The following is a 25207-nucleotide window of genomic DNA, read 5'->3' on the forward strand; positions in this document are numbered from 1 at the left end:
TCGGGTCGCCGCAGGTTTCTGCATGAAAATTATAGACAATGGGACCGGAGCATTGCGTGGCCTCCGGGCTCCACCTATGCTCCGGCATCGATTGAAATGACGCCGGCTGAGATGCAGTTCCAGACAGAACCTTCGAACGAACAGAAATCCCAGCGGCCGCTCGTCGCCATCATCGGCGGCGGCGTTTCCGGGGCGGGTGTCGCCTATCATTTGCTGAAGCTTGCCGGCGCCGACGCACCCGATATCGTGGTCTTCGAGCCGCGCCCCATGCTGGGCCGTGGCCTTGCCTATGACACCGCCGATCCGGCGCACCGCATCAATGTGCCGGCCGCCAAGATGAGCCTGCAGCCCGATGATCCGGAGGAGTTCCAGCGCTGGATCGAGGCGAACAATGCCGTGCGCGACGATCCCGAGGCTGCGCGCGAGAACGGCCAGCTTTTCCCGCGCCGGCGCGTGTTCGGCGATTATGTCGGTGCACTTCTGAAGCCCTTCCTGAAGTCGGGTGCCATCACTCATCGCCGCGCCACAGTGACGGCCATCCGCCGCCAGCGTGATAGCTGGGTGATCCTCGACGATAAGGGCGGGCGCACTGAGACCGATATTGTCGCCATCGCCACCAGCCATCCGCCGCCGGTGGCGCCGGGCAGGCTGGCGGCTATTCTTGGCGATCATCCTCGTTTCGTTGCCGATACCACGAAACCAGGTTCCCTTGAGGTCGTGCGGCCGCAGGACAGAGTTCTCGTCATCGGCAACGGGCTGACGGGGGCAGACGTGATCGCTTCGCTTGCGCGAAACGGCCATGAGGGTCCTGTTGTGGCGATTTCTCGCCGCGGCCTGCGCTCTCGCGGCCATGCCGCGGTTCTGCAGGAACCCTTTGGCGATTTCATCGCCGATCCCGCATCCTCGGCAGTCGCGCTGTTGCGCAAGATCCGGCTGACCATTCTCCAGGCAGCCGAGCAGGGCTCGAGTTGGCATGCCGTCATCGATCAGGTGCGCTCCCAGGGGCACGATCTCTGGCGCGCTTTGCCGGTCGCCGAGCGGCGGCGCATCGTCCGGCATCTCAGGTCCTACTGGGATGTTCACCGTTTCCGCATCGCCCCGCAGGTGGAGGCGGTGCTCGATTCAGCAATCGAAGCCGGCCGGCTGGAAGTGCTTGCAGCATCCGTCGCCGATGCCAAGGTCGAGGGTGAAACGATCCGCATCACCCTGCAGCCGCGGCATGCCCGCGAAAGAGTGGAACGAACGTTCGATGCCGTCATCGTCACGACCGGTCCCGCACATGGTGGTATTTTGCAGACGCAACCCTGGCTCGGTGAACTCGAGCGCGAAGGCTATCTCGTCCTTGATCCCACCGGTCTCGGACTTGCTTGCTCCGAGCGTTCCGAAGCGCTCGGAGCGGATGGTCAGGCGATCCCCTCGTTGCTCATTTCCGGTCCGCTTGCGCGTGGAACCTTCGGTGAATTGATGGGATTGCCGCAGATCACCGAACATACGGTCTTCGTTGCCCGCGAGATCACAGACAAACTGAAAGCCGCAGCCGCGAGATAATTGGCGACCTATTTCTGATCGATCTGTCGTTCTCTGACTGTCTTCGAGGCGCTACTCCTGATAGTCGCTGCGTCAGTCGCGGCTGAGATCGGCCGCGCAGAAAGCATCGAGATCATGTCGCAGGCCGCTTCCTCCGTTTCCGAAACTCCATCTTCCAGCCGTCTCCCGCTAGTCGCCCTTATTATTGGCGGCGCGGCGATCGGTGGATCGCCGATCTTCGTGCGGCTTTCCGAGGTCGGGCCGATGGCAACGGCCTTCTGGCGTGTGGCACTGGCGCTGATCCCGATCTTCATGTTCTCGCTTCTGCGCAAGGATACCGGCCCCAAGCCGAAGAGCCTTGCCGATTGTGGCATGCTGATCCTGCCGGGCGCCGTGTTGGCGCTTGATCTGTCGGCCTGGCATCTGTCGATCACCATGACCTCGGTTGCGAATGCGACACTGCTCGCAAACCTTGCGCCGGTCTTCGTGACCGCCATCGGCTTTCTGTTCTTCGGCACCAAGGTTACCCGCGTCTTCGTGCTCGGCCTCATCCTGGCATTGGCCGGCGTGGTCGTGCTGAAGGGCGGGCCTGCTGCCTTTGGAAATGGCGACCTGCGCGGTGATGGCGTCGCCATGATCGCCGCCTTCTTCTATGCCTGCTACATCCTGGCGATCGGCGCGCTGCGCAGTCGTTTCGATACGATCCGTATCATGCTGTGGAGCACAGCCTCTGCCGCAGTCGGCGTCTTCCCGCTTGCGTTCTTCTTCGAAGGCCACATGCTGCCGGCAAGCCTTTACGGCTGGTCGGTGGTCTTCGGCCTTGCCTTCGTCAGCCATGCCGGCGGGCAAGTGGCGATCGCCTATGCGCTTGCCTATCTGCCGGCAGCCTTCTCCTCGCTGACGCTGCTTCTCCAGCCGGTCGTGGCGGCCATCCTCGCCTGGGCGCTGCTCAACGAATCGATCACGGCAATGCAGGCCTTGGGCGGCCTGATTGTTCTTGCCGGTATCACGGTCGCACGGCGCGGATAATCCCGTTTAAAGGAAGCTTGACCATTGGCTGATAGATCTGTCCCGGAGTTTGGGCAGGATCGGCCATGGCGAACCTTGATCAGGTATTTTCAGCTGAAGTTCAAAAGGCGGAAAAGCCGCAGGAAGTCGCTGCGCGGCAGGCTTCGACTGCGCCCTTGCTGGCTTTCATGGCCCTTGCCGCCATCCTTGTCGCTCTCTTCAAATTTCCGCCGCTCCTCGATTATGCAAACCACTATGCCCGTATGTGGCTGCTTGCCGGCGGCATAAAGGAAGCACCCTTCCCCGAAATCTACGCGATCGAGTGGAACCGCACTTTCACCAATGTCGGCATTGATCTGCTCGCCCGCTTCATCGGTCCCGTCATCGGCGTCTCACTGCTCGCCCGCGTCCTGCTATTCCTGGCGATTGTCCTGCCGCCGCTCGGTGCCATCGTACTGCATCGGCGCCTGTTCGGCGGCAGCTATTACTGGCAGATCGGCATGCTCTATCTCGCCTGGTGCGCCACGCTGGTCGGCGGTTTCATCAATTTCCAGATAGGCCTCGGCCTTGCATTGTTGTTTGCAACGCTGGACCACCGCCTGGAGTCCGGGTCTGCAGTCAGGCTCTTCTTATGGCGGGTGGCCGTATCGCTGCTGCTCACCGTCGTCCATATATTCTCTGTAGGCTTTTTTCTGGCGATCGTCTGCGGACTGGAATTTTCCTGGCGCTTTGATGTCCTCAAATCTCGTTCGGCGGTCCTGCACCTTGCCGGCAGGCTCGCGGCGGCAATGATCGCCTGCCTGCTGCCGCCGGTCGCGCTGGCGCTGACCGCCGACCTCCCAGGCAGTCATGTGGGCGGCATCGTGGCTGCTTGGAACGACGGCCCAGTGCTGCTGGTTTTCAATCTGCTGTCGGCCGTCTGGACCTATGTTGCGCTCGTCGATGTAATCTTCCTTGTGCCGATTCTACTCGTTTGCAGCAGGGCGATTGCCACGAAAAACATGCGCATTCATGCAGGGCTCGTTATCACCGTGGCAGGCCTTCTTGTGCTATCCATCCTTTCGCCACGGCATGCTTTTGGCACCGGTTGGATAAGCTGGCGCTTCCCCATCATGGCCGCCCTTGTCGGCATGGTGATGATCTGCCCTTTTCAAAAGATCGGCCGCCGTCGGGCCGTCATCCTGTTCCTCGCCTTGAATGTCGCTGTCTTTGGCCGGACTGCCTGGATCGGTTTCAACTGGTGGCGGGGGCAGGTCGATGTTACGAGCGTAGCGAAGGTGCTTGAAGCCATTCCCTCGGGCGCCGCGATCCTGCCGTTGCAGCACGATCCGGCCTTTGCTGAGATAAAACTCGATCAGCGGCATTACGCATTCACCGAGGATACGTTTCGGCATCTGCCGACATTGGCGATTCCACTGGCGCATGCTTTCGTTCCGACGCTCTTCAGCGCGCAGGGCAAGCAGCCTCTTGCCGTCCTTCCATCCTGGTCAGATCGCTCGGTACCGGAAGGAAATCTCTTTTCAACCGGCGTTCTGTCCTGTCCAGGTCTGATGGCGGAGGACGCCAGCTTCACGCCCTATCTTGTCGACTGGCGCAGCAAGTTCGATTTTATCCTGGTTGTCAACGCCGACGTCGTCGATCAGAATGTCGGCGACGTCATGCCGGCGGGTACCCATCTCCTGAAAGACGCCGGTTTTGCAAGGCTCTACGGGATCGATCGCAACGCGCCGACGGCAGGGGATGCCGTTCCGGCATCATGCCCAGACAGCTTCCACTGGTAGCTTATTGGGTTCCCTGCAGTTTGCTTTCCTGCAGCAGCCACTTTTGAATGATCGGCACGTCGGCATCGCCGAGATCGTGACCGCCGGGGATGACGTCGGAATCGACGGTCGCACCCGACGTCTTCAGCCGCTCTTCCAGCTCGCTCGCATATTTGCCGTAGGCATCCATCTTGCCGCTGATGACAAGCAGGTCCGTGCCCTTCAAGTCGGCATGCGGATAGGCGCTGAGCACCGGCATGGAGCGCAGAAGCACAGCCTTGTGCACCAGGTTCGGGTGCAGGTAGAGCAGCGAATTCAGAAGGTTAGCGCCATTTGAGTAGCCGACATAGACGATCTTCTTCGGATCGAGACCATAAGATTTGACCGCACCTTCGATGAAGGCGGCGAAGGCTTCGGCTTCGTTCTTGATGTCGTCCTGGTCGAAGGAGAAAGGCGTGATGCGCTTGTACCAGCGCGGGAAGCCTTCCTCGGTCGCGCGCCCACGCACGCCGAGAAGGGTGGCGCGTGGCGCGACCTTGTTCAGCAGCGGCATAAGCGTCGTCTCGTTGCCGCCGGAGCCGTGCAGCAGCACGAAGACGCTGCCGTCGGGATCGGGCGGCGTATAGAAACGATGGACGAAGGGCAGGTCGCGATAATTGATGCGCGGCTGGCCGGGCATGGAAAACTGCGGCAGCACGACCTTCAGGTCGCTGAGATTGGTGATCGAATCCTTCGGCGGAATGAAGAGCTTGGTCCCGAGTGTAGCTTTCGGCTCATCCACCATCATGCCCGGCTGGTTGGTGGCAAGCTCTATCAGCGTGCCGCCCGGCTCGCGGGCATAGAGCGAGCGGAAGTATTTGCGATCGTGCAGGTTGGTCGCCGATGCATTTTCCTTTTCGAGCGCCTTGTGAACGGCCAGAACGGCTGCGTCGTCATCTGCGCGGAAAGCGACATGGTCGACCGTGCCGGTACCCGGTGCGCCGGACCAGAAGCCACGCGCATCGCGCACGTCGATGATATCGCCCGACTGCGAGACAAGGCGGTCGATCGTGCCGCGATTTGCCTGGAACCTGTATCCGAAATGGCTTTCGATGAAATGGCGGCTCTCGTTCGGTTTTTCGGTCAGCATGGTCGCACCGCGCACGCGCTGCACGGCATGCTCGATCGGCACGTCGCCACCGTCCCAGACGGCCGGTGATTTCAGATCCCTGGCCCCGGCAAGTTTGACGATGACATTATCCGGGTCCTTCAACCGCAGCACCGGCTCGCCGAATTCATCCGCGGGGCCTTCCGAGCGGAAGCCGAAGCGCATGGCACGCGTCAGCCAGTAGCCGATACTGGTCGGATCGATCGCCAGCGACATCTCGTTGATCTGGCCGTAGCCAGCGCGGCCGGGCGCACCGTCCTCCCAGACGAGGAAGGTGACGAGCGAGCCCGGACTGCCCTCTGCATCGCCATAGAAGAGGTGAAGCTGTGTGGCGTCCTCGAAACCGGCCGTCTGTTTGACGAGCCGCATGCCGAGGAATCCGGCGTAGAAATCCACATTCGCCTGCACCTTGCGGGTGATCAGCGTGATATGGTGTATGCCTGAAGCCATGGATGAAAGCCCGAATTGAAAAGGCGAGGCCAGGAGCGCGAGTATGAGGGTCGTTGCTAGCGTCATACCGTTGCCAATGACCTTTTCTCTAATTTTGTTCCGCAAAAAGCACAAGTGCGTCACCACGCGGCAGGAGCTCCAGCGTGTCGACTTCCTCCAATGCTTCTTCGAGTTGTTGCAGCGTCGGCGGCTTGATCATATAGGCGAGCGCGCCGAGGTCTTTTGCCCGTTGCATGTCGCTTTCGTCGCTTGACGTGCTGAGCACACAGACCGGAATCCTATTCAACCGATGATCGGCTGAGAGCGCGTTCAGCACTTCGAAACCATCCATGATCGGCATGTTGATATCGAGCAGCATCAGATCGATCTGCGGCTCGCCGGGAACGCCGGCGCGCTGCTCCAGAAGCCGCATCGCCTCGCGGCCGTTGGTCGCCACATGCAGGTTGAAGTTCACCTTCTCGCGCCGCATCAACTTGATCTTCAGAAGCTGGATATCGGCCGGGCTGTCTTCCACCAGCAGCACTTCGGCGAGCCTGCCGCGGCTTTCGCTCGTATGGTCGGATGCTTTTGCCGCCTGTGGCTGTTCGCTGGTGACCGGCTGATCGCCTGATATCTTCGCGAGCGGTACTTCGAGCAGGAAGGTCGCACCCCTGCCGGTCTTCGCCTCGCACCAGATCGATCCGCCATGCAGCTGCGCGATGCGACGGCATATGGCAAGCCCGAGCCCTGTGCCTTCGATGCCGCGGCCGACGAGGCGCTTGAAGGGTTGGAAGATCAGCTCACGATGATTAGGGTCGATTCCGGGCCCGTTGTCACCGACCGTCAGGCGGCATATCCCCCTGTCTGCTATGGCCGAAACGCGCACTTCCGGAACGGTATCTTCACAATAGCGGATCGCATTGGAGACGAGGTTCTGTAAAAGCTGGATCAGCAGCGTCGCGTCGCCCATCACCTCCGGCAGCCGACCGCGGATGATGATCGCCTGCCGGCTTTCGATCTGCTGATGCAGATTGTGCTCCACCTGATCGAGCACGGCCGACAGCGAGATCGGCTTGAGCTCGAGCTCGCTCGAGACCTCCAGCTTCGTGAAGCCTGAGACCTTGACGATCAGGTCTTCCATGTGATCGGCGGCGCTGAGGATATAATCGAGAAGTTCGCGGTCCTCGGCCGGCAGCTCGGCCGAGCCGTGCAGAATGCGGCTAAAAGATTTGATCGTTCGCAGCGGCTCTTTGAGATCATGCGCCATGGCGCGGGTGAAGATTTCGAGCGACTGCCGCTTCTGCTCAAGCTTTGCTTCCAGTACACCATGCATCACGGCATTCTGGATGCAGCGATGCAGCGTCTCGGGCGATAGCGCATCCTTGGTGAGATAGTCGCGCGCACCGCTTTTCATCACTTCAACTGCGACGGTTTCGTTGCCCTGGCCGGTCAGCATCACCACATTCGCGGCCGCATCTTGGGCGAGGATTTCCGAGAGCACGCCAAGGCCGTCGCGGCCGGGAAGCGAATAGTCGAGCAAAATACAGTGAGGGTGCCTCTGGCTGTTGAGGGCGAGACCCTCGTCGCCGCTCTCGGCCTCGATCACGGTATAGTTCGTGCCGGAGACCCGCGCCAGCATGCGGCGATAGACTTCCCGGTCGTCTATATTGTCATCGATGATGAGAACGCAGCAGTCTTCCGCCAAACGTCAGTCCTCTAGGGGCAGGATTGCGATTTCGAACCAGTATTCCTTGAGCCGCTGGATAGCGGCGAATAGTCCGTCGAGATCGACCGGTTTCTGTACATAAGTGTTGGCGCCGAGCGCATAGCAGCCCTCGATGTCGCGCTCGTCGTCCGATGTCGTGAGGATCACGACCGGGATCTTGCGCCAATGCGCATTGGACTTGATCGCCTCAAGTGTCTTGCGCCCGTCGAGACCCGGCATATTGAGGTCGAGCAGGATGAGGCCGGGCTTCGGCGCCATGGTGGCGAGCACGTCGAGCGCTTCCTGACCGGAGGCTGCCCAGCGGATGGGGTTGCGCAGATTGGTGCGCTTGAAGGCCCGCATCGTTGCTTCGAAATCGTCTTCGCTGTCCTCGACGATGAGGATCGGTTGCGTGTCACGCTGCAGCATTCTGGCCCTCGCGCTTCCTTCCCAAAGTAAAGTAAAATGTCGTGCCGATGCCTACGTCCGACTCCAGCCATATCTCACCATTGTGACGCCCAATGATCTTGCGCACGAAGGTGAGCCCTGCGCCGGTGCCGTCCTCGGAATCCTGCGATTTTTCAAGCCGTTTGAAAATGCGGAAAATATCCTCGTGGAATTCTTGGGGTATGCCCTTGCCGTTGTCCTTCACGTAGAAGACGTTGCGGACCGTCGTCCCGTCCTTGCCGGCATAGCGTTCCAGATGGCCGACGCTGATGAGCGGCACGGGCTTGTCGTTGTATTTGATGGCATTGGTGACGAGGTTGCGGAATACCTCGGTTAGCCGCGGGGCATCGCAGACGACCTCCGGCAGCATCCCGTCGATGACGACCTTCGCATGCCGCTCCTCCAGAAAAAGCTCCATGGTGGCGACGACGTCGCGGATGATCGAACCGATATCGGTTCTTTTGACCGCGAGCTGCTGGCGACCGATGCGCGAGAAATAGAGAAGATCGTTGACGAGCTTTTCCATGCGCTGACTGAGCCGGACAAGCCGGTTAAGCCGGCGCACGCCGTCTTCGTCGAGCTTCTCCTCATAATCTTCCAGCAGGAAACGCGAATGATTGTGCAGGCCGCGCAGCGGTTCCTTGAGATCATGCGAGGCGATATAGGCGAACTCATCGAGATCGTGGTTGGAGCGTTCGAGATCGGCCGTATATGCCTCGAGCTGCGCAAGCGTCGTCTTCATCCGCTCCTCTTGCCGCATGCGCTCGCTGATATCGCGCACGATACCGACGAAGGTCTTGCCCGAGCCACCGACGACAGCGCTGACCGAGAGGTCGATTGGGAAGACCACGCCGTTCTTGCGCCGGCCGGAGACCATGCGCGTCGTGCCGATGATGCGTTCCTCACCGGTGCGCCGGTAATTGCCGAGATAGGCGTCATGTTCGGAATGATAGGGTTCCGGCATCAGCATCTTGATATTGTTGCCGATCACTTCCTGCGGCGTGTAACCGAACATGGTCTCGGCGGCTGGATTGAAGCTCATGATCCGCCCGACCTCGTCGATGGAGATCACGGCGTCAGGCGTATTGCGTACCAGCGCGCTGAAGCGGATGCGCTCGGTTTCCAGATGCTGGCTGTTGCGCATGAAATAGAAGACGAAAATGGCAATCAGCCAGAGCGTTGCTGCCGTGATCGAGCGATTGGTGGCTTCCCGCCAGTAATCATTCTCAGCATGGTTGACGGCGAAAAAGCCAAGCAGGATCAGGACAGTGCAGACGAAGGCGAATAACATCGGCGCGTTGCGATTACCGAACCAGAGCGCCGTCAGCACGAGCGGGACATAGAGAATACCGTTTGCCACGCCAAGCGGCGTATAGAGATCGACGATGAGGCCGGTAAAACAGATCGATGCCGGTATCCAGAGGGGGATCTGTGCCCTGTTGGTTGGCAACATCCACCAGGATCTGGCGAGAAGCCCGCAACCGAAAGCCACCAGACCGATAGCCGTAGGCAAGGCCATCGCGGCATAGGGACCCCAGCGATATCCCTGTTCGGCATCTGTGACGTATCCGGCAAGCGCGATCATGCCGAGCGTGATCGCGATATAGCTGGTGAGTTCCTGTACAAGCTGGCCGCGCGGCTCCTTCCCATAGAGCGCAAAGAGAATGGAAAGATTTGATATCAGGAAGATCAGCGCTGTGTTCGGCCCCATGCCGCCGCCGATCTGCTCGACAAAGGTTGGAGAGATGAAAAACTGCGTCAGGAACACATCGACATTATGTATCGTGCGGCCGAGCGTGATGATCTCTGTTAGGCGCACCGCGGAAAGCAGGGCGGCAAGGCTGCAGGCAATGACGGGCACGATGCGGTTAGGCTTGCCTGTCTCCATCGACGTGGCAAGCCCGATACCCGACAGCACGAAGCAGATGGCGGTATTGAATGCCATGGACGGAAAGCCGGGCACGATCGAGATGATGATTTCGACCTCCAGCAGCCACCCGGTCAGCGCCGTCAGGCCGAGCAGGACCAGCAGGTAGCCGATGACGAGCGCGACCATGCGGTAGCGACCGCTTTCCGCCCCGTCTCGTCCTGATGTAGCAGTATCCCGCACCTGCATCACCTCTCCGCCATGTCCTTGTTGGCGAGCCATCTTTTCCGAAATCTACGAATACTCAATAGGCAGATTGTTGCGCAAAACATGCTTTTTCGACAGTAAATCCCTAAAGGTCGATATCGAATTTTAGTGAAGTGGCGTTAATGTCTCAGTGAAGGACAGTGCAGAACATCAGAAACAATATCCGGATTGTGGTGCCAGATGTCGATCTTGTTTTACGTCGACGATAGCAGGGATGATCTCTTCTATCTCGACTATATCCGAAAGAAACAACAGGTGGATGTTGATCTATTCTGTTTCCCGACCGCACAGGCTGCATTCGAGGCGCTTGAGGAGCGTCTGGAAAGAGGCGAAGGCGCGCCGGATATACTGATCGCCGATCTCTACATGCCTCTCGACAGCGGCAGCGGGCTGATCGCGCGGCTGCGACAGGATGATCGCTTTTCCACCATGCAGCTCGGCGTGTGCAGCGGTTCGGATGCGGTGGAGGACCGAGAACGGGCACTTGCCGCCGGTGCCGATTTCTACCTTGAGAAGCCGCTGGACTTTGCTAGGATCATCGGCAATCGGTGATTGCAGAAAGCGCAATTTATTTGCATGCAAAAAGTGCGCGACGCCTGCAAGAAAGCACAATTGACAAGCCTGGCAGTGCATTTCAAACTGCACCCGAAGAGAAGAAAACCAAAAAGCACTGAGAGAGCCGCCCGATCCCTGTTCGCCGCCACGAACGTCAGCCAACCCCTTAGCTGATGGCCCGACCGGCTCTCCCGCGCTTACTTCTGGCACTGTCTTCCGCATCCATGGATGTTGAATACGGAGAGATTGGGATACCTAGGTAAGAGCTACTATTCGAGTAAACTGTCCTACGCATCACCTGTAGTTGAGATGTCTCTGCCTGCGATATCGAAAGTCCCCATTTCGTTATCGATCATCAACTATCTCGCAATTTTTGTAGCTGTTCGCGCTTAAGACGTATATCCCAAGATTTCGGGATCGTCGGAATGAGAATTGGGGAGGAGGAGTGGTGGGAATGACCAGTGCTGCCGCAGTTCCCTTTCATGCCGGTCCGGAACTTAGCCGGGCTATCAATCGCACGGATTTTTTTCGCCTGCTGAAGGCGGCCGCACAGCACTACAATTTCGACAATTTTACCCTGGCGCGCATTTCGGAGGCTGCAACTCCTTTCGGCGAACGCGATGTCGTCATCACCAATGTCGCCGAACGGCGCATGAGCCTCTTTGTCAAGACCCTCAAGGAAGCGCTGGGAACCGCCAAGGCGCGGACGGCGCAGTTTTTGACGACACCGGTGCATGGAAAAAGTGCGGCGATAGAAGGCTACCCGCCAGACCTCGTCTTTAATGAATTCAGCGGCAACACATTCCTTTTCATTCCACTGTTTACGCCGGAAGGACGTCGCTACTGCCTGGTGCTCGCCGGCCAGCGTCAGGAGCCGGACCAGGGCGAGGTGGCGGATATTCTGCTCGATGCCATGCGCATCTTCGACAAGCTGTATGAGGAAATCCTGACGCAGGAAATATCCGGTCGGCTCACGCAGCGCGAAACCGAAATCGTCAAATGGACGAGCGAAGGCAAGACCTCTGCGGAGATTGCCATAATCCTCGGTCTTTCGGAACATACGGTCAATTCCCATATCACGGCCTCCGTCCGGAAGCTCGATGCCGTCAACCGCGTTCATATGGTGGCGATTGCGTTGCGAAACGGTCTGGTTTCGTGAGCTGGTTTCATTTCGGGGAAAGCTGAAACGATGAGTGCGGAAGCAACGCGCAGGAATGCGGTAAAGGTATTATTCGTCGATGACGAGTTTATCGAATTCCGTTCGCTCAAAAAGAAGATCGCCGATCTCTCCGAACCGCGTGTCGATGTCGAATATTCTCAATCGATCGGTGATGCGCTGGACAAGATAAAGGCCGCTCGCTTCGATCTCATCCTTCTCGACAACCGCCTGTTGCCGAATGCGGATTTTCGCGAGACCGTACCTGAACTCAGGGGCATCGGCTATACCGGCCCGATCGGTGTCGTCTCGACCGATATATCTGGTAACTATTTCCAGGAATTCCCCGATTACGGCGTCGATTTCCGCATCGGCAAAGATGAGATCGACGTCCAGACGCTACAGCACATCATCCGGGAATACGTGACCTATGATGTCCCGGATTTCTGGAAGGATGATTACAGCATCTGACCGGAAAGCCTGATGCGTAGATTCAAAGAGTTAGAGCGTCCTTTGTGCGTCCGAATGGACGCACGGCGCCCTAAGCCGGCAGGCGGATCGCAAAGCGGCTGCCGCTCTCATCGGAATGGTCGAGCCTGATATCGCCGCCGAACGCGCCGAGCAGATCCCTCGTGGTTGTCAGGCCAAGCCCCGGTCCGGGCACGCTGCCTGCTTTCGGCAGCTTCCAGAAGGCATCGAAGATCTTCTCCCGATAGGCAGGTTCGATGCCGCAGCCGTTATCAGCAACGATGATGCGCCAGTCCGCACCTTCCCGTGCGGCCGTCACGGTGACGTGGGGCGCAGCGGCGCCATGATATGTCAACGCATTGGAGAAGAGGTGCCTCAGAACAATGGTCAGAAGTGCGGCATCGCTGCGGATGAGAGGCAGATTGTCCGCATCAAGTGCCGCGCCGTTCACCGGAAATTCCTCCAGCGACTGCTTCCAGGCCTCTTGCGCAACGTCGGTGAGGCGCACGTCACCGATTGTAATCTGCGGCGTCGTTCCCGCAAGGCTCATCAATGCCTTGGTCAGCCTCTGCGCCGTCTGGGCCTTGTCCATGATCATCCTGAGGCTCTGCAGCTGTTCGCTGTCGAGCGTCGGCTCCAGATCGTCGAGCAGCATTTCCGCATACATGGCGATATGGCGGAGCGGCGATTGCAGGTCATGCGAGGCGGTCGCGAGGAAGCGTTTGATGCGCTCCTCCTGATCCCCGGTGGAACCGGCTTCCGGCTTTTTCGCCGTCGGGTTGGATGACATGTCGCGGTGCTCCCGATCTCTTTGAACTGAACATAGAAAGAGGGCGCCGGCTGTGCAACCGGCGCCCTCTCCAAGTCCACCTTAAATATCGACGGTTTAGCCTGCCGTTTTGCGCGGCTGGCCTGCATCCGGCGGAATGATTTCCACGGCTGCATCGTTCGAAGCTGCCACTGCCTTGGCATGGCGGCGGCGCCAGTCGCCGAGGAAGAGCAGGATCGGTGCTGCGATGAAGACCGAGGAAGCGGCGGCGACGAGAATTCCGAAAGCCATCGGCACTGCAAAGCTTTCCACCGCACTACCGCCCCAGATTGCCATCGGCAGGAGCGAGAGGAAGGCTGTCGCATTGGTGTAGAGGCTTCGGGCCAACGTCTCGTTGATCGACTTGTCGATGATTTCGCGCAGCGGCATCGACTTGTAGAGGCGCATGTTTTCACGCATACGGTCGTAGACGACGACCTTATCGTTCACCGAGTAGCCGACGAGCGTCAGGATGGCGGCGATAGCCGTCAGGTTGAAGTCCAGACCGGTCAGCGCGAAGAAGCCGATCACCTTCGTCACGTCGAGCACGAGCGTGACGATGGCGCCGACGGCGAAAGGCCATTCGAAGCGGTACCAGATGTAGAACAGCATCGCGAGGCTGGCGATCACGACGGACAGGATACCTGCCCAGGCAAGCTCGCCGCTGACCTTCGGACCGATGACATCGGTGCCGGTGACGGTTGCCGACGGGTCGATCTTGACGATCTCGGCCTTGAGCTTGGTCACGGCTGCCGTCTGTGCCTCTTCGCCGCCTTCTTGGCGCTGCGCGCGCACCAGCATGGTGTTGTTGTCACCGAAGGACTGCAGGGCCACTTCGCCGAGGCCAAGGCTGTTCAGTTCTTCGCGGAAGCGGCCGAGATCGGCAGCGTCCTGTGTCTTCACCGACATCTGGATACCGCCACGGAAATCGACGCCGTAGTTGAGGCCCGGATAGACGAAGAGTGCGATCGAGGCGATCGACAGCAATGCGGAGACGGTCACGCCGAGGAAGCGGGCCTTCATGAACTGGATATGCTTGTCGTAGGGGCTGAAGAAGGAGAACATCGGCTTGATGTTGATCGTCTTCATCTTCCGGCGGCGGGTGATCTCGATCATCGTGACGCGCACGAAGGCGACCGAGGTGAACATCGAGATGATCAGGCCGAGCGCCATGGTTACGGCAAAGCCGCGAACTGGGCCGGAGCCGAACCAGAACAGGACGGCTGCGGCGATCAGCGCCGTCATGTTGCCGTCGATGATGGTCGAATAGGCGCGGCGGAAGCCGGTGTCGATGGCGGCAAAGGCGCTCTTGCCCTTGCGGCTTTCTTCGCGGATGCGCTCGTTGATCAGGACGTTCGCGTCGACCGCAAGGCCGATGCCGAGCACGACGCCGGCGATGCCGGGCAGCGTCAGCGTCGCGCCGACAAGCGTCAGCGCCGAGAAGGTCAGGATCGTGTGGATGAGAAGCGCGGTGTTCGCCAGAATACCCCAGGTGCCGTAGAGCACGAAGATGAAGGCGGCGACGAGCGCGAAACCGACGACGCCGGCATAGAGGCCCATCCGGATCGCATCCGCGCCAAGGTCGGCGCCGACGGTGCGTTCTTCGATGACGGTGAGTTTGGCGGGCAGGGCGCCGGCGCGCAGCATGGCGGCGAGCGTGTTGGCGCTATCAGTCGAGAAGTTGCCCGAGATCTGGCCGGAACCGCCGGTGATCGGCTCGCGAATGACGGGCGCGCTCAGCACCTTGTCGTCGAGGACGATCGCGAAGGGATTGCCGACGTTCTGGCGGGTAATTTCGGCAAAGCGGGTTGCACCGGCGCTGTCGAAGCGGAAGGTGACGACCGGCTGCTGGCTCTGGTCGAAGCTGACGCGGGCATCCGAGAGGCGGTCGCCGGAAATCTCGACGCGGTCGAGAACCGGGTAGCTGTTACCCTCGTCGTCCTTCATGATCGTCACACCCGGGCCGGCCTGGCCGTTCGGGGCGAGCATGTGGAAGGACATCTTGGCGGTGGAGCCGAGCAGTTCGCGAAGGCGGGACGGATCCTGCGCGCCCGGAAGCTGCACGAGAATGCGGTTGGCGCCGATACGCTGGATCGTCGGCTCGGCAACGCCGACCTGGTCGACGCGCTGGCGGATGACTTCAAGGCTCTGCGTGACGGCATTGTCGACGTTTGTCGAAATACCGGCCGGGGAGAAGCCGATAGTGATGTTGCCGCCATCGGCTGTGACTGCAAGATCGGACTGGCCGGCGCTGATGCCGCTGGCGATCACATTGCCGAGCGTGCGAAGCTGGGTGACGGCCGCATCGCTTTGCGACGGATCGGCGAGCGAAACAACAATGTTGTTATTGTTGCGGACAACCGACTTCGGCTGGATGTTCCTTTCGCGCAGCACACGGCGTGCGTCCTGCAGGAGCGAATTCAGGCGCTCCTTGGTGAGGTCGGCTTCATCGACTTCGAGCACGAGGTGTGAACCACCGCGAAGGTCGAGACCGAGAGAAACCTGGCTGTGCGGCAGCCAGGAGGGGATGCGCTGCAGCACGCTCTGCGGCAGCGCATTCGGCAGGGCGATCAACAGGCCGAGCACGATGATCACCGTATAGGTGAACACCAGCCATGGTGAATTGCGCATGTTTTAAATCCTTGGATAATGCTTGGGCCGGCGCAACCGCGCTGCGGCATGTCTATGGATCAGAAGCGCCCGAAGGCGTTTGATTCAGGCAGCTTGCGGCGGTGCGCGCGGCTGGTGGGCCCTGGCTGCCGCAATGGGCAGCGGGGCATCGAATTCAGCTGCCCCCGTGGCAGCGCGCCAGTCGGCGAACTGCAATGCAGGAACAATGGTAAGCGCCGCCGGGCCGGTATCCTGGAGCGATTGTTTCGGTGCGGCCTTGCGATCACTGATCAGCAGGCCGCGGATGGCGTCTCGCGCCGTAACCTGCGTCTGCTGCGAATCCCGGCTGGAAGAGGAAAGGCTGTTCGGTGCTGCGGACGGGCCGATGACGATATTGCCGCCGAAAAGCAGGCCGAGATAAGCAAAGATCGCAACGACGACGGAGGCGGCAATACGGCTTGCCAGACGGCGCTGTTCCAGCACCATCTCCCCTGTATCGGCGATTTCACTCCCAGATCGGCTCAAAGGCGCGGCAATCTCTCATTGTTTTTCCGGCGGATACTCCACCGATGGCACGATTGTACCAGCCGAAGGTCCGTCTTCATAGGGTGCACTGTCATGATGCACTTGGGCGAGCCGGTCAACCATGCCAAGCGCAATTTCCCGCTCTCCCATGATCACCGTGTCGGCGCCGTATTGCCGCAGTTCGTCCACTTCGGCGTCGGAATGGGCGCGTGCAACGATCAGGATCGATGGATTGATGGTGCGGCCCTGCTCGGCGATGCTGCAGGCCTCGAAGGCGTTTGGGATGGCGATGACGAGGCTGCGGGCGCCGGCGATGTTGGCGAGATCAAGTGTTTCGCGAGAAACGGCGTTGCCGGGGATGACTTCGACGCCTTGCGCGCGCAATTCAATGATGCGCTTGTCTGAATCCTCGATGACGAGGAAGGGCGTGCCTGATGATTTGAGGTTCTGGCCGACGATGCTGCCGACACGGCCGTAACCAATAAGGATCGCATGGCGGTTCAGCGCTGTCGGATGGACCTCGTCGCTGTCGGCCACGGCCTCTTCCGGTGCCGGCGAAACCTCAGTGGCCGGAGCAGTCTCGGTGGCCGGTTCCTCGCGCTTCGGGCTTTCCAGCAGTGGCCGGATGCGGTCGCAGACGAAGAAGAGCAGCGGGTTGATGATGATCGAGATGATCGCGCCGGCAAGGATAAGGTCGCGCCCTTCCTCCGGCAGCAAGCCGAGATCGACGCCGAGGGCGGCGAGAATGAAGGAAAATTCGCCGATCTGCCCGAGGCTCGCCGAGATCGTCAGCGCCGTACTGACCGGCTTCTTGAAAAGCAGGACGATCAGGAAGGCTGCGATCGACTTGCCGATCACGATGATGAAGACCGTCGCAAGCAGCGGCAGCGGTCGCTCGATCAGGATGTTCGGATCGAAGAGCATGCCGACGGAGACAAAGAAGAGCACCGCGAAGGCATCGCGAAGCGGCAGGCTTTCCTGGGCGGCTCGATGGCTGAGCTCGCTTTCGGCGAGAACCATGCCGGCAAAGAAGGCGCCGAGCGCCAGCGATACGCCGAAAAGCTTGGACGCGCCGAAGGCGACACCAAGAGCAATTGCCAACACGCCGAGGCGGAAGAGTTCACGCGAACCGGTATGAGCGATGCGGTGCATGGTCCAGGGAATGAGCTTACGGCCAAAGACCAGCATCAGGGCGACGAACAGCGCCACTTTAACCAGCGTCATGGCGATGATGCCGCCGACGCCGAGATCGAGGCCGAAAATCCGGTTGAGGCCCGCCGAGAGAGGCTCGACCGGGCCATGACCATCGCCGGTGATGCTGGCGGCCGCCGGGATGAGCACCAGCGCAAGCACCATGGCAAGGTCTTCGACGATCAGCCAGCCGACGGCGATGCGCCCACGCTCCGTCTCGACGAGACGCCGCTCCTGCAGGGCTTTCAGCAGCACGACCGTGGAGGCGACCGAAAGCGCTAGGCCGAATACGAGGCTGCCGCCCGTCGGCCATCCCATGAAAGCACCAAGACCCCAGCCGAGCAGCGTGGCGAAGCCGATCTGCACGACCGCACCCGGCACCGCGATGCCGCGCACGGAAAGCAGGTCCTTGAGTGAGAAATGCAGGCCGACGCCGAACATCAGCAGGATGACGCCGATTTCCGCAAGCTCAGGCGCAAGGCTCTGATCGGCAACGAAACCCGGCGTGTGCGGACCGACGAGAACTCCTGCGACAAGATATCCTACGAGAGGGGGCAGGCGCAGGCGATTGGCGAGCGCGCCCAGGATAAATGCCAGCACAAGGCCGCCGACGATTGTTGAAATCAAAGGCGTATCGTGGGGCATCGCTCTCTCCCGATCTGGAAATCCTGTTCAAAACATGACATATTTGATTTATATTGACCAATATGGGTGGTTTGAAATTATGGGTCAAGGTGCAAAAGAAACAATTCTGACGCCCGCTTTGTGCCGCGCGGCTCGTGGTCTGCTTGATTGGACGCAGGCGGACCTCGCTGAGAAGGCTGCCGTCTCCCGTAGCACGATACGCGACTATGAAGGCCGTCACCACGAAATCCATCGTGCGACGGAGGCGCAGCTGCGCCTTGCCTTCGAGGAGGGTGGCGTAAAATTTATCGAAATAGAAGGCTGCGGAATCGGCCTCTGCCTGCCCGGCCCGGTGAACTGAGCTGCCTTAGGGCTGCATCAGGCAGGCCGCACCGACCTTATAGACATAGATCGTATCGCCTCTGTAGTTGCCTTTTTCCGGCTGCCAGCTTTTCAGCATTTCCGGCGTTTCGTTCGCGCAACTCAGCGGCTTGGAGGTCAGGAACAGAACCTGCCCGCTGGTATCGGCCGGGAGGGCGAATTCCTGTTCGTAATAGCTGTCCGGCAGATCGGCCGGCGGACGGGCATATATCTTGTAGGGTGCGGCTCTCAGCGTGTGGAAGAGATCGGCGACCATGTCCCTGTTGTCGGTGACGATGATGCCGGCGCCGGCCTGCGCGGCAAGATCAGCGGCTGCGCGGCTTACTTCGGCCCGGCCGAGATAGCGCTGCATGACTTCCTTGCCGTTTGGCAGCACCAGTTGATGTGCGAAGATAGTTGCGAAGGGGAAGAGCAGGCAGGCAACGCCATTGATGGTGAGCGAGGTTCTGAGACCCTTCGGCCACAGGCGGTGAAGCAGCCAGACCGCCAGCACGATACCTGCCACATAGGCCGTTACGGCCCAATTGGCATAGGCCTTGGCGACAGTTGCCTGCAGGGTAATGAGCAGCACGACCGGGATCGAGAGCCAGACGAGCATCTTCTCACGCGGTTCACTGCGGCCGCGGATCATGTTCCAGACGGCCCAGAGCGTGGCGAAGAAGACGATCGGGCCGACAACGCCGAACTGCGCGGAGAAGAATTCCAGCCCGCCGCGGATATTGCTGCCGAGATCGTTCCAGTGGGCGATATCCTGCGTGTGGCGCACCGTCGTATTGTTGTGCTGGAGGTTCCACCACAGGTTCGGGAACGCGATGACCGCGGAGGTGACGACCGCGATGATGAAATCGCGCACCGAAATCCGCGCCGACGGAATGAGCAGCAGCGCAATCGCTCCGCCGGGCACAAGGAAGAGCACGGCATATTTCGTAAGAAACGCCAGCCCGACACCGACACCCATGAGAAGTGCAAGCCCGACGGAGCGGCGCTGCGTCAGTTCGAAATAGGCAATGAGCGCAATGGCTATGAAGAAGAGCAGGATGACGTCGGTGGAGAAGAACACCGAAGAAAGCGCAACCGCCGGCAGCGTGATATAGGTTGCGCCGACCCAGCCTTCGATCTCAGGCCCGATGAAGCGCTTCGCCATTTTCATCAGCACCAGCGCGGTCGCCATGTGGAAGAGGGGGCCGGGAAGCCGCAGCCAGTAAATGTCGCTGGAGCCGGCAAGCTCGGTGAAGATCCTGAGAACCCAGGCAATCATCGGCGGCTTGGAATAGTAACCGAAGTCGAGGTTTTGCGACCAGAACCAGTATTGCGCCTCATCGACGAAAAGGTCCGTCGTATCGAAATGCAGCGTCACGATGCGGAAGATCGTAAACGCCAATATGATGATGAGGCCGGTCCGAGCTGACATAATCCCTTACTTCCGCTGACACAGGAGCGCGTGTCGATACACCAACGGTGCCGGGCTGCCAACGGGAAAGGTAAAGGTAGATTTAAGGCGCAGTGACCTCTTAGAAGACGCGAAGCGTGCGGTTGTCGCGGTGTGTCGCGATCAGGTCGAGGAGGGCAACGGCTGCGGCGATCGAGAGGGCGATCAGGCAGGAACCCATTCCGAGAACTATCATTTCTCTTTCCTTATTGACGTCATGTCAGGCTCTATAAAACGGGTCTATAACATAAAGCTTGCGTGTGCCTTGTAGCAGCGATGCAACTCTGCGCCAGTATTTACTAGGTGAACTCTCCCAATTGTCTCAAAAGCTACCGACGGGAATGGCTTATTAACCTTCAAGCAAGGAATTAACCATAAACATTGGTTTACACGTCGGAATGGGAAGATGCACTCGTTCCCACCAGGCATGACGCCGTACCGCCGTACCGGGTCGATCCGGTATCCATCTTCTTCAGGCAGCTCCGAAACAGAATTGCTGATCAGGAGGCTTCAGTCCCTCGGTTGCGACCGGTGGCGAAGAGCACCTCTGCGTATCGCATTCATCGGAATCTGCGAAGGTTTTTGGCCGGGTTCGCCCGGAAAGTGGTTGGGGATAGGCGTTGAGGCAGGATATGCCATCAGATCAGGCTCGTGGAGCACAGGCAGGCAGCCTGCGCGACCGCCTGCGCTTTGCCGGCCTCAACACAGACCAGTGCGAGATGGTTCGCCGTAACCGGCCCGCCCTTGAAGCCCATCTCAAGGCCGGCCTGCGCGATCTCTTCCATCGTTTCCAGTCCTTCCCGGATGCCTCGCGCAATTTCGAGAGCGAGCGTCAGATCGAGCGTCTCCACGACCTGCAGTCCTCGCACTGGGACGTGCTCACGGATGCGCGATTCGACAGCCTCTATGCAGAACGCGTCAAGGTTCTCTCCGATACCGAAAGCAAGATCGGCCTCGACCCTCGCTGGCACGTGGCCGGCCACGGCGTCATGCTGGAACACGTGATTTCCGGTCTGGCCGATGAGCTGGCCGGTCGCCCGGTACTGCCGTCGGCCAAGCGGCGTGCTCGCGAGATCACCGACCTGATGACCTCAATCATCCGCATCGTCATGGTTGATGTCGAAATCGCCGTCTCGCTGCGTTTCAATGCGCTGCGCTCCACGCAGCAGCGCGCACTCGCCGATCAGCGTGCCGAAGGTGAAGCGGAAGTCGCCCGCATCTTCAGCGATGTCATCGAAGGCCTGTCAGCCCGGGACTTGACGCAGCGCGCACCGGTCGATGGCGCTCACACCGACATTGCCGCCGCGCTGAACGCCGCACTCGACAACCTCCAGACGGAATTTGCCGCAATTGCAGAACGCAATGCGAAGGCGGAAGCCGCAACGCAATCGCTCGCCGGCGCATCCCGTAGCTTCGCCGGCAACGCTTCCGGTCAGGCAGGGCGGCTGCAGCTTTCCGCCGCCGCCCTTGCCGGCATCGCCGAGCGGGTCCGCGAGGGTGCAGCCGGCAGCCGAGCCGCCGAACAGGCTGCTGCCGCGACGCGTGCGGCCGTCGAGGAAAGCGGTGAGGTCGTCGGCCGCGCGATCAGCGCCATGGCTGATATCGAACAGTCTGCGGAGAAGATCGGCCAAATTATCGGTGCGATCGACGAGATTGCCTTCCAGACGAACCTGCTCGCTTTGAACGCCGGCATCGAAGCTGCCCGCGCCGGCGAATCCGGCCGCGGCTTTGCCGTCGTGGCGCAGGAAGTGCGGGCGCTCGCCCAGCGCTCCGCAGAAGCTGCCCGTGAAATCAAGACGCTGGTGACCACCACCAAGACACAGGTGGATGCCGGCGTGCAGATGGTCGGCCGCACACAGGATTCGATTGCCAGCATCGTCCGTCAGGTGACCGACATCAATGCCGCAATCGCTGGCATCGCAGGCGAGACGGGTGAACACGCCGCCGGTCTCGAAGCCGTGACCGCAGACGTTAAGGGCCTCGGCGGCGAAGTCGCCGACAATGCCGGCTTTGCGGAACGTTCAGCCGAAGGCGCCAATCATCTTCATACGGTCATTCTGGAACTCGGCCAGACGATCCGCGAATTCCGCATTGCGCGGGAAAATGCCTATGCAACCCGGCCTCATCAGGTGGGTGTTTCTGCCTCCCGGACGGTTGCGATCGCAGCTCGCCCGGAAGTGGTCGAAGACGATTACGAAAATGACGATTTTAGCATGCTTCAGCCTCTCGCAAGCGCCGGAGGTGGGCGGAATGTTTACTAACCTATCGGATTATGACGCCGGCTCGCTTTCGCGGGTTGGGGACAAGGGGACAAGGAAAAGCTGATGGCAGCAAAGAAGAGTGCCAAGACGCTGGAGTTGCCAGCGGTTCTTGATCTCAATGAGGCTTCCGCATTGCGCGACAAGCTTCTCTCCATGCGAGGAAACCCTCTGGCGATCGATGCTTCGGCAGTCGAACGCATCGGCGCTCTTTGCGCCCAGGTTCTGATGGCCGCCGAGAAGACCTGGGACCAGGACAAGCAGTCGATCACCTTCTCGAAGGTGTCCGACGCATTTCAAAAAACCATGCAGCTGGTTGGCGTCAATATCGACCATCTGCTTGCCAAGGAGATCCGGCAATGAAGAAGAAAGTACTGACGGTGGACGATTCCCGCACCATCCGAAACATGCTTCTCGTAACGCTGAACAATGCAGGTTTCGAGACGATCCAGGCTGAAGACGGCGTTGAGGGCCTCGAAGTTCTCGAAGAGTCCAATCCTGATGTTATCGTCACCGACATCAACATGCCGCGCCTCGATGGCTTCGGCTTCATCGAAGGTGTCCGTCGCAACGAGAAGTACCGTGCGATCCCGATCCTGGTGCTGACCACCGAAAGCGATGCGGAAAAGAAGAACCGCGCCCGCCAGGCTGGTGCCACCGGCTGGATCGTCAAGCCCTTCGACCCCGCCAAGCTGATCGATGCCATCGAGCGTGTAACCGCTTAAAGCCCAGGATTTGCTCCTATGGATATGAACGAAATCAAAGAGATCTTTTTCCAGGAGTGCGAGGAACAGCTCGCCGAACTGGAATCCGGTCTCCTGAAAATGAATGATGGCGATCGCGACCCGGAAACCGTCAATGCGGTCTTCCGCGCGGTGCATTCGATCAAGGGCGGTGCCGGCGCCTTTGGCCTGGATGACCTCGTCGCCTTCGCTCACGTCTTTGAGACCACACTTGATTGCGTTCGTTCCAACAAGCTTGAGCCTAACCAGGACGTCCTGAAGGTCATGCTGAAGTCGGCCGACGTGCTCGCCGACCTGACCAATGCTGCCCGCGATGGCGGCAGCGTTGATGAAAGCAGAAGCCGCGGCCTCGTCAAGGAACTGGAAGCGCTTGCCCACGGTGAGCTGCCGTCTCCCTCGGCAGTTCCCGAGGCGCCCGCGCCGAAGCCGGCCCCGAAGGCCGCTCCTGCTCCGGTTGCCGCAGCCCCGGCTCCCAAGCCGACCGACGATAGCGGCTTCCAGCCGGTCCCCTTCTCCTTCGACGATTTCGGTGGCGAAGAGAAGCCGATCGATCTGCCGGCCTATGAAATCACCTTCAAGCCGCGCTTCGAACTCTATTCAAAGGGTAACGACGCCACCCTTCTGCTGCGTGATCTTTCCCGCCTCGGCGAGATGAGCATCTATTGCAACACCGATGCTCTGCCGGGCCTTGAGGAGCTCGATCCCGAAGGCGCTTATTTCTTCTGGAACATCACGATCAAGACGGACAAGGGCGAAGACGCCATCCGCACGGTCTTCGAATTCGCCGAATGGGATTGCGATCTGACCGTGAAGCCGGCAGAAGACAGCAAGCCGGGCGAGACCAACGAAGAACTGCCGATGATCCCGGTTCCATTCGATCTCTCGATCCTGGACGATGGCGGGGCCTCCGAAGCGCCGGCCGCTGCCGAGACCAAGGCCGACGACACCGCTGCTGCCGTTGCTGCCGCTGAAACGGCGACCAACGTCGCGCAGATGGCTGCTGCCGCTGCCCGCGTCGAAAAGAAGGAATCGGCAGCCGCTGCTGCCGCCGCCGCAAGTGCAGCGGCGCAGAACAATGCCGCTGCCGGTGCAGGCCAGACGATCCGCGTCGATCTCGATCGCGTCGACCGCCTGATCAACCTCGTCGGCGAGCTTGTCATCAACCAGGCGATGCTCTCCCAGAGCGTCATCGAAAACGACACGACCGGCACGTCCTCGATCAACATGGGCCTCGAAGAGCTGCAGCAGCTCACCCGCGAGATCCAGGACTCGGTGATGGCGATCCGCGCCCAGCCTGTGAAGCCGGTCTTCCAGCGCATGTCGCGTATCGTTCGCGAAATCGCCGACATGACCGGTAAGTCGATCCGCCTGATCACCGAAGGTGAAAACACCGAAGTGGACAAGACGGTCATCGACAAGCTGGCCGAGCCGCTGACGCACATGATCCGCAACGCCGTCGACCACGGTATCGAAACGCCCGAAAAGCGTGCCGCCGCCGGCAAAAACACTGAAGGCACGGTCCGCCTCACGGCAAAACATCGTTCGGGTCGCATCCTGATCGAGCTTGCCGACGACGGCGCCGGCATCAACCGCGAAAAGGTTCGCCAGAAGGCGATCCAGAACGATCTCATCCCGGCGGACGCCAACCTGTCGGATGAAGAAATCGACAACCTGATCTTCCTGCCGGGCTTCTCCACGGCCGACAAGATCTCCGACATCTCCGGCCGCGGCGTCGGCATGGACGTCGTCAAGCGCTCGATCCAGGCACTCGGCGGTCGTATCAACATCACCTCGAAGCCGGGCCACGGTTCGGTCTTCACCATGAGCCTGCCGCTGACGCTCGCCGTCCTCGACGGCATGGTGGTCACGGTTGCCGGCCAGACACTGGTCGTACCGCTGACGGCCATCGTCGAGACCCTGCAACCGGAAGCTGCTGCGATCCACTCCTTCGGTGCGAGCCACCGTCTGATCTCGATCCGCAACTCCTTCTGCCCGCTGGTCGATGTCGGTCGCATCCTGAACTTCCGCGCCACCCAGGCCAATCCGGTCGAAGGTGTCGCACTGCTCGTCGAATCGGAAGGCGGCGGTCAGCGCGCGCTCATGGTCGATGCGATCCAGGGCCAGCGCCAGGTCGTCATCAAGAGCCTCGAGGCGAATTACACCCACGTTCCGGGCATTGCCGCAGCAACCATCCTTGGCGACGGCCGCGTGGCCCTCATCCTGGACGTGGACGCAGTGGTCGGCGCCTCGCGCGGTCAGTCCCTGAAGGCTGAAATGTCTCTGGCGGCAGTAGGATAAGAGG

Annotated in this window: 20 protein-coding genes; 11 read left to right on the plus strand and 9 right to left on the minus strand. The window is 60.2% G+C overall.

Annotation, left to right across the window (positions count from 1 at the left end; all coding sequences use genetic code 11):
• The first annotated feature begins 96 nt into the window (after nt 1-96).
• From AB4Z13_RS12060 to AB4Z13_RS12070, 3 genes are all read left to right on the plus strand, one after another.
• A complete protein-coding gene (locus tag AB4Z13_RS12060) occupies nt 97-1548 on the plus strand; it encodes an FAD/NAD(P)-binding protein (RefSeq protein ID WP_439014070.1) in 1452 nt (483 codons plus the stop codon).
• Between the two features lie 114 nt (nt 1549-1662).
• Nucleotides 1663-2556: a DMT family transporter gene (locus AB4Z13_RS12065; protein WP_113321834.1), complete on the plus strand. Its 894-nt coding sequence runs from the start codon at nt 1663-1665 to the stop codon at nt 2554-2556.
• A gap of 65 nt (nt 2557-2621) precedes the next feature.
• Entirely contained in the window at nt 2622-4316 is a 1695-nt protein-coding gene (locus tag AB4Z13_RS12070; RefSeq protein WP_439014071.1) for a hypothetical protein, read from the plus strand.
• Nucleotide 4317: 1 nt separating this feature from the next.
• Here the strand turns inward: AB4Z13_RS12070 and AB4Z13_RS12075 are convergent, their stop codons facing one another.
• The 4 genes from AB4Z13_RS12075 to AB4Z13_RS12090 are packed head-to-tail and all read right to left on the minus strand — an operon-like array spanning nt 4318 to nt 10079.
• Nucleotides 4318-5958: a VOC family protein gene (locus AB4Z13_RS12075; RefSeq protein ID WP_439014072.1), complete on the minus strand. Its 1641-nt coding sequence runs from the start codon at nt 5956-5958 to the stop codon at nt 4318-4320.
• Nucleotides 5959-5980: 22 nt separating this feature from the next.
• The gene (locus AB4Z13_RS12080; protein WP_113321836.1) at nt 5981-7576 is read right to left on the minus strand and encodes a response regulator; all 1596 of its coding nucleotides are present in this window, start codon (nt 7574-7576) and stop codon (nt 5981-5983) included.
• Nucleotides 7577-7579: 3 nt separating this feature from the next.
• Entirely contained in the window at nt 7580-8005 is a 426-nt protein-coding gene (locus tag AB4Z13_RS12085; protein ID WP_007821084.1) for a response regulator, read from the minus strand.
• Nucleotides 7992-10079, minus strand: a complete 2088-nt coding sequence (locus tag AB4Z13_RS12090) for a sensor histidine kinase (RefSeq protein WP_442206015.1) — start codon at nt 10077-10079, stop codon at nt 7992-7994. Before AB4Z13_RS12090 ends, AB4Z13_RS12085 begins: the two co-directional genes overlap by 14 nt.
• 258 nt (nt 10080-10337) lie before the next feature.
• Between AB4Z13_RS12090 and AB4Z13_RS12095 the strand changes: the two genes are divergently transcribed.
• From AB4Z13_RS12095 to AB4Z13_RS12105, 3 genes are all read left to right on the plus strand, one after another.
• A complete protein-coding gene (locus tag AB4Z13_RS12095; protein ID WP_439014073.1) occupies nt 10338-10709 on the plus strand; it encodes a response regulator in 372 nt (123 codons plus the stop codon).
• 457 nt (nt 10710-11166) lie between these two features.
• Complete coding sequence (locus AB4Z13_RS12100; RefSeq protein WP_439014074.1) at nt 11167-11871, plus strand: response regulator transcription factor; 705 nt, start codon at nt 11167-11169, stop codon at nt 11869-11871.
• Nucleotides 11872-11901: 30 nt separating this feature from the next.
• Entirely contained in the window at nt 11902-12339 is a 438-nt protein-coding gene (locus AB4Z13_RS12105) for a response regulator (RefSeq protein ID WP_007821076.1), read from the plus strand.
• A 70-nt stretch (nt 12340-12409) separates the two neighbouring features.
• Here the strand turns inward: AB4Z13_RS12105 and AB4Z13_RS12110 are convergent, their stop codons facing one another.
• The 4 genes from AB4Z13_RS12110 to ybaL all read right to left on the minus strand — a co-directional run bounded on the left by AB4Z13_RS12110 (nt 12410) and on the right by ybaL (nt 18115).
• The gene (locus AB4Z13_RS12110; protein ID WP_439014075.1) at nt 12410-13126 is read right to left on the minus strand and encodes a sensor histidine kinase; all 717 of its coding nucleotides are present in this window, start codon (nt 13124-13126) and stop codon (nt 12410-12412) included.
• 96 nt (nt 13127-13222) lie between these two features.
• The gene (gene secD, locus AB4Z13_RS12115) at nt 13223-15775 is read right to left on the minus strand and encodes a protein translocase subunit SecD (protein WP_439014076.1); all 2553 of its coding nucleotides are present in this window, start codon (nt 15773-15775) and stop codon (nt 13223-13225) included.
• Nucleotides 15776-15859: 84 nt separating this feature from the next.
• Nucleotides 15860-16240, minus strand: coding sequence for a hypothetical protein (locus AB4Z13_RS12120; RefSeq protein WP_439017169.1), 381 nt, complete (start codon nt 16238-16240; stop codon nt 15860-15862).
• Between the two features lie 54 nt (nt 16241-16294).
• Nucleotides 16295-18115, minus strand: a complete 1821-nt coding sequence (ybaL, locus tag AB4Z13_RS12125) for a YbaL family putative K(+) efflux transporter (protein ID WP_439014077.1) — start codon at nt 18113-18115, stop codon at nt 16295-16297.
• A gap of 34 nt (nt 18116-18149) precedes the next feature.
• Between ybaL and AB4Z13_RS12130 the strand changes: the two genes are divergently transcribed.
• Nucleotides 18150-18455, plus strand: coding sequence for a helix-turn-helix domain-containing protein (locus tag AB4Z13_RS12130; RefSeq protein ID WP_439014078.1), 306 nt, complete (start codon nt 18150-18152; stop codon nt 18453-18455).
• 6 nt (nt 18456-18461) lie between these two features.
• Here the strand turns inward: AB4Z13_RS12130 and AB4Z13_RS12135 are convergent, their stop codons facing one another.
• On the minus strand, nt 18462-19886 hold the full coding sequence (locus AB4Z13_RS12135; RefSeq protein WP_439014079.1) for an ArnT family glycosyltransferase: 1425 nt from the start codon (nt 19884-19886) through the stop codon (nt 18462-18464).
• 650 nt (nt 19887-20536) lie between these two features.
• Here AB4Z13_RS12135 and AB4Z13_RS12140 point away from each other — a divergent pair.
• From AB4Z13_RS12140 to AB4Z13_RS12155, 4 genes are all read left to right on the plus strand, one after another.
• Complete coding sequence (locus AB4Z13_RS12140; protein ID WP_439014080.1) at nt 20537-22165, plus strand: globin-coupled sensor protein; 1629 nt, start codon at nt 20537-20539, stop codon at nt 22163-22165.
• 63 nt (nt 22166-22228) lie between these two features.
• Nucleotides 22229-22525: an STAS domain-containing protein gene (locus AB4Z13_RS12145; protein ID WP_007821057.1), complete on the plus strand. Its 297-nt coding sequence runs from the start codon at nt 22229-22231 to the stop codon at nt 22523-22525.
• Nucleotides 22522-22887, plus strand: a complete 366-nt coding sequence (gene cheY1 / locus AB4Z13_RS12150; RefSeq protein WP_003570362.1) for a chemotaxis response regulator CheY1 — start codon at nt 22522-22524, stop codon at nt 22885-22887. The genes AB4Z13_RS12145 and cheY1 overlap by 4 nt, the downstream gene beginning before the upstream one ends.
• 18 nt (nt 22888-22905) lie before the next feature.
• Entirely contained in the window at nt 22906-25203 is a 2298-nt protein-coding gene (locus tag AB4Z13_RS12155) for a chemotaxis protein CheA (protein WP_439014081.1), read from the plus strand.
• Nucleotides 25204-25207 lie beyond the last annotated feature (4 nt).

Source organism: Rhizobium sp. YAF28, from assembly GCF_052113285.1.
In the GTDB taxonomy this organism is placed as follows: domain Bacteria; phylum Pseudomonadota; class Alphaproteobacteria; order Rhizobiales; family Rhizobiaceae; genus Rhizobium.

Excerpts from the sequence above, each read along its gene's own strand:
- AB4Z13_RS12145 (WP_007821057.1), top strand. The coding sequence starts at position 22,229 with ATGGCAGCAAAGAAGAGTGCCAAGACGCTGGAGTTGCCAGCGGTTCTT.
- AB4Z13_RS12070 (WP_439014071.1), top strand. The coding sequence starts at position 2,622 with ATGGCGAACCTTGATCAGGTATTTTCAGCTGAAGTTCAAAAGGCGGAA.
- AB4Z13_RS12110 (WP_439014075.1), bottom strand. The coding sequence starts at position 13,126 with ATGTCATCCAACCCGACGGCGAAAAAGCCGGAAGCCGGTTCCACCGGG.
- AB4Z13_RS12135 (WP_439014079.1), bottom strand. The coding sequence starts at position 19,886 with ATGTCAGCTCGGACCGGCCTCATCATCATATTGGCGTTTACGATCTTC.
- AB4Z13_RS12075 (WP_439014072.1), bottom strand. The coding sequence starts at position 5,958 with ATGACGCTAGCAACGACCCTCATACTCGCGCTCCTGGCCTCGCCTTTT.
- AB4Z13_RS12095 (WP_439014073.1), top strand. The coding sequence starts at position 10,338 with ATGTCGATCTTGTTTTACGTCGACGATAGCAGGGATGATCTCTTCTAT.
- AB4Z13_RS12130 (WP_439014078.1), top strand. The coding sequence starts at position 18,150 with ATGACATATTTGATTTATATTGACCAATATGGGTGGTTTGAAATTATG.
- AB4Z13_RS12085 (WP_007821084.1), bottom strand. The coding sequence starts at position 8,005 with ATGCTGCAGCGTGACACGCAACCGATCCTCATCGTCGAGGACAGCGAA.
- AB4Z13_RS12155 (WP_439014081.1), top strand. The coding sequence starts at position 22,906 with ATGGATATGAACGAAATCAAAGAGATCTTTTTCCAGGAGTGCGAGGAA.
- AB4Z13_RS12140 (WP_439014080.1), top strand. The coding sequence starts at position 20,537 with ATGCCATCAGATCAGGCTCGTGGAGCACAGGCAGGCAGCCTGCGCGAC.
- secD (WP_439014076.1), bottom strand. The coding sequence starts at position 15,775 with ATGCGCAATTCACCATGGCTGGTGTTCACCTATACGGTGATCATCGTG.
- AB4Z13_RS12120 (WP_439017169.1), bottom strand. The coding sequence starts at position 16,240 with ATGGTGCTGGAACAGCGCCGTCTGGCAAGCCGTATTGCCGCCTCCGTC.
- cheY1 (WP_003570362.1), top strand. The coding sequence starts at position 22,522 with ATGAAGAAGAAAGTACTGACGGTGGACGATTCCCGCACCATCCGAAAC.
- AB4Z13_RS12100 (WP_439014074.1), top strand. The coding sequence starts at position 11,167 with ATGACCAGTGCTGCCGCAGTTCCCTTTCATGCCGGTCCGGAACTTAGC.
- AB4Z13_RS12105 (WP_007821076.1), top strand. The coding sequence starts at position 11,902 with ATGAGTGCGGAAGCAACGCGCAGGAATGCGGTAAAGGTATTATTCGTC.
- AB4Z13_RS12060 (WP_439014070.1), top strand. The coding sequence starts at position 97 with ATGACGCCGGCTGAGATGCAGTTCCAGACAGAACCTTCGAACGAACAG.
- AB4Z13_RS12090 (WP_442206015.1), bottom strand. The coding sequence starts at position 10,079 with ATGGTCGCGCTCGTCATCGGCTACCTGCTGGTCCTGCTCGGCCTGACG.
- AB4Z13_RS12065 (WP_113321834.1), top strand. The coding sequence starts at position 1,663 with ATGTCGCAGGCCGCTTCCTCCGTTTCCGAAACTCCATCTTCCAGCCGT.
- ybaL (WP_439014077.1), bottom strand. The coding sequence starts at position 18,115 with ATGCCCCACGATACGCCTTTGATTTCAACAATCGTCGGCGGCCTTGTG.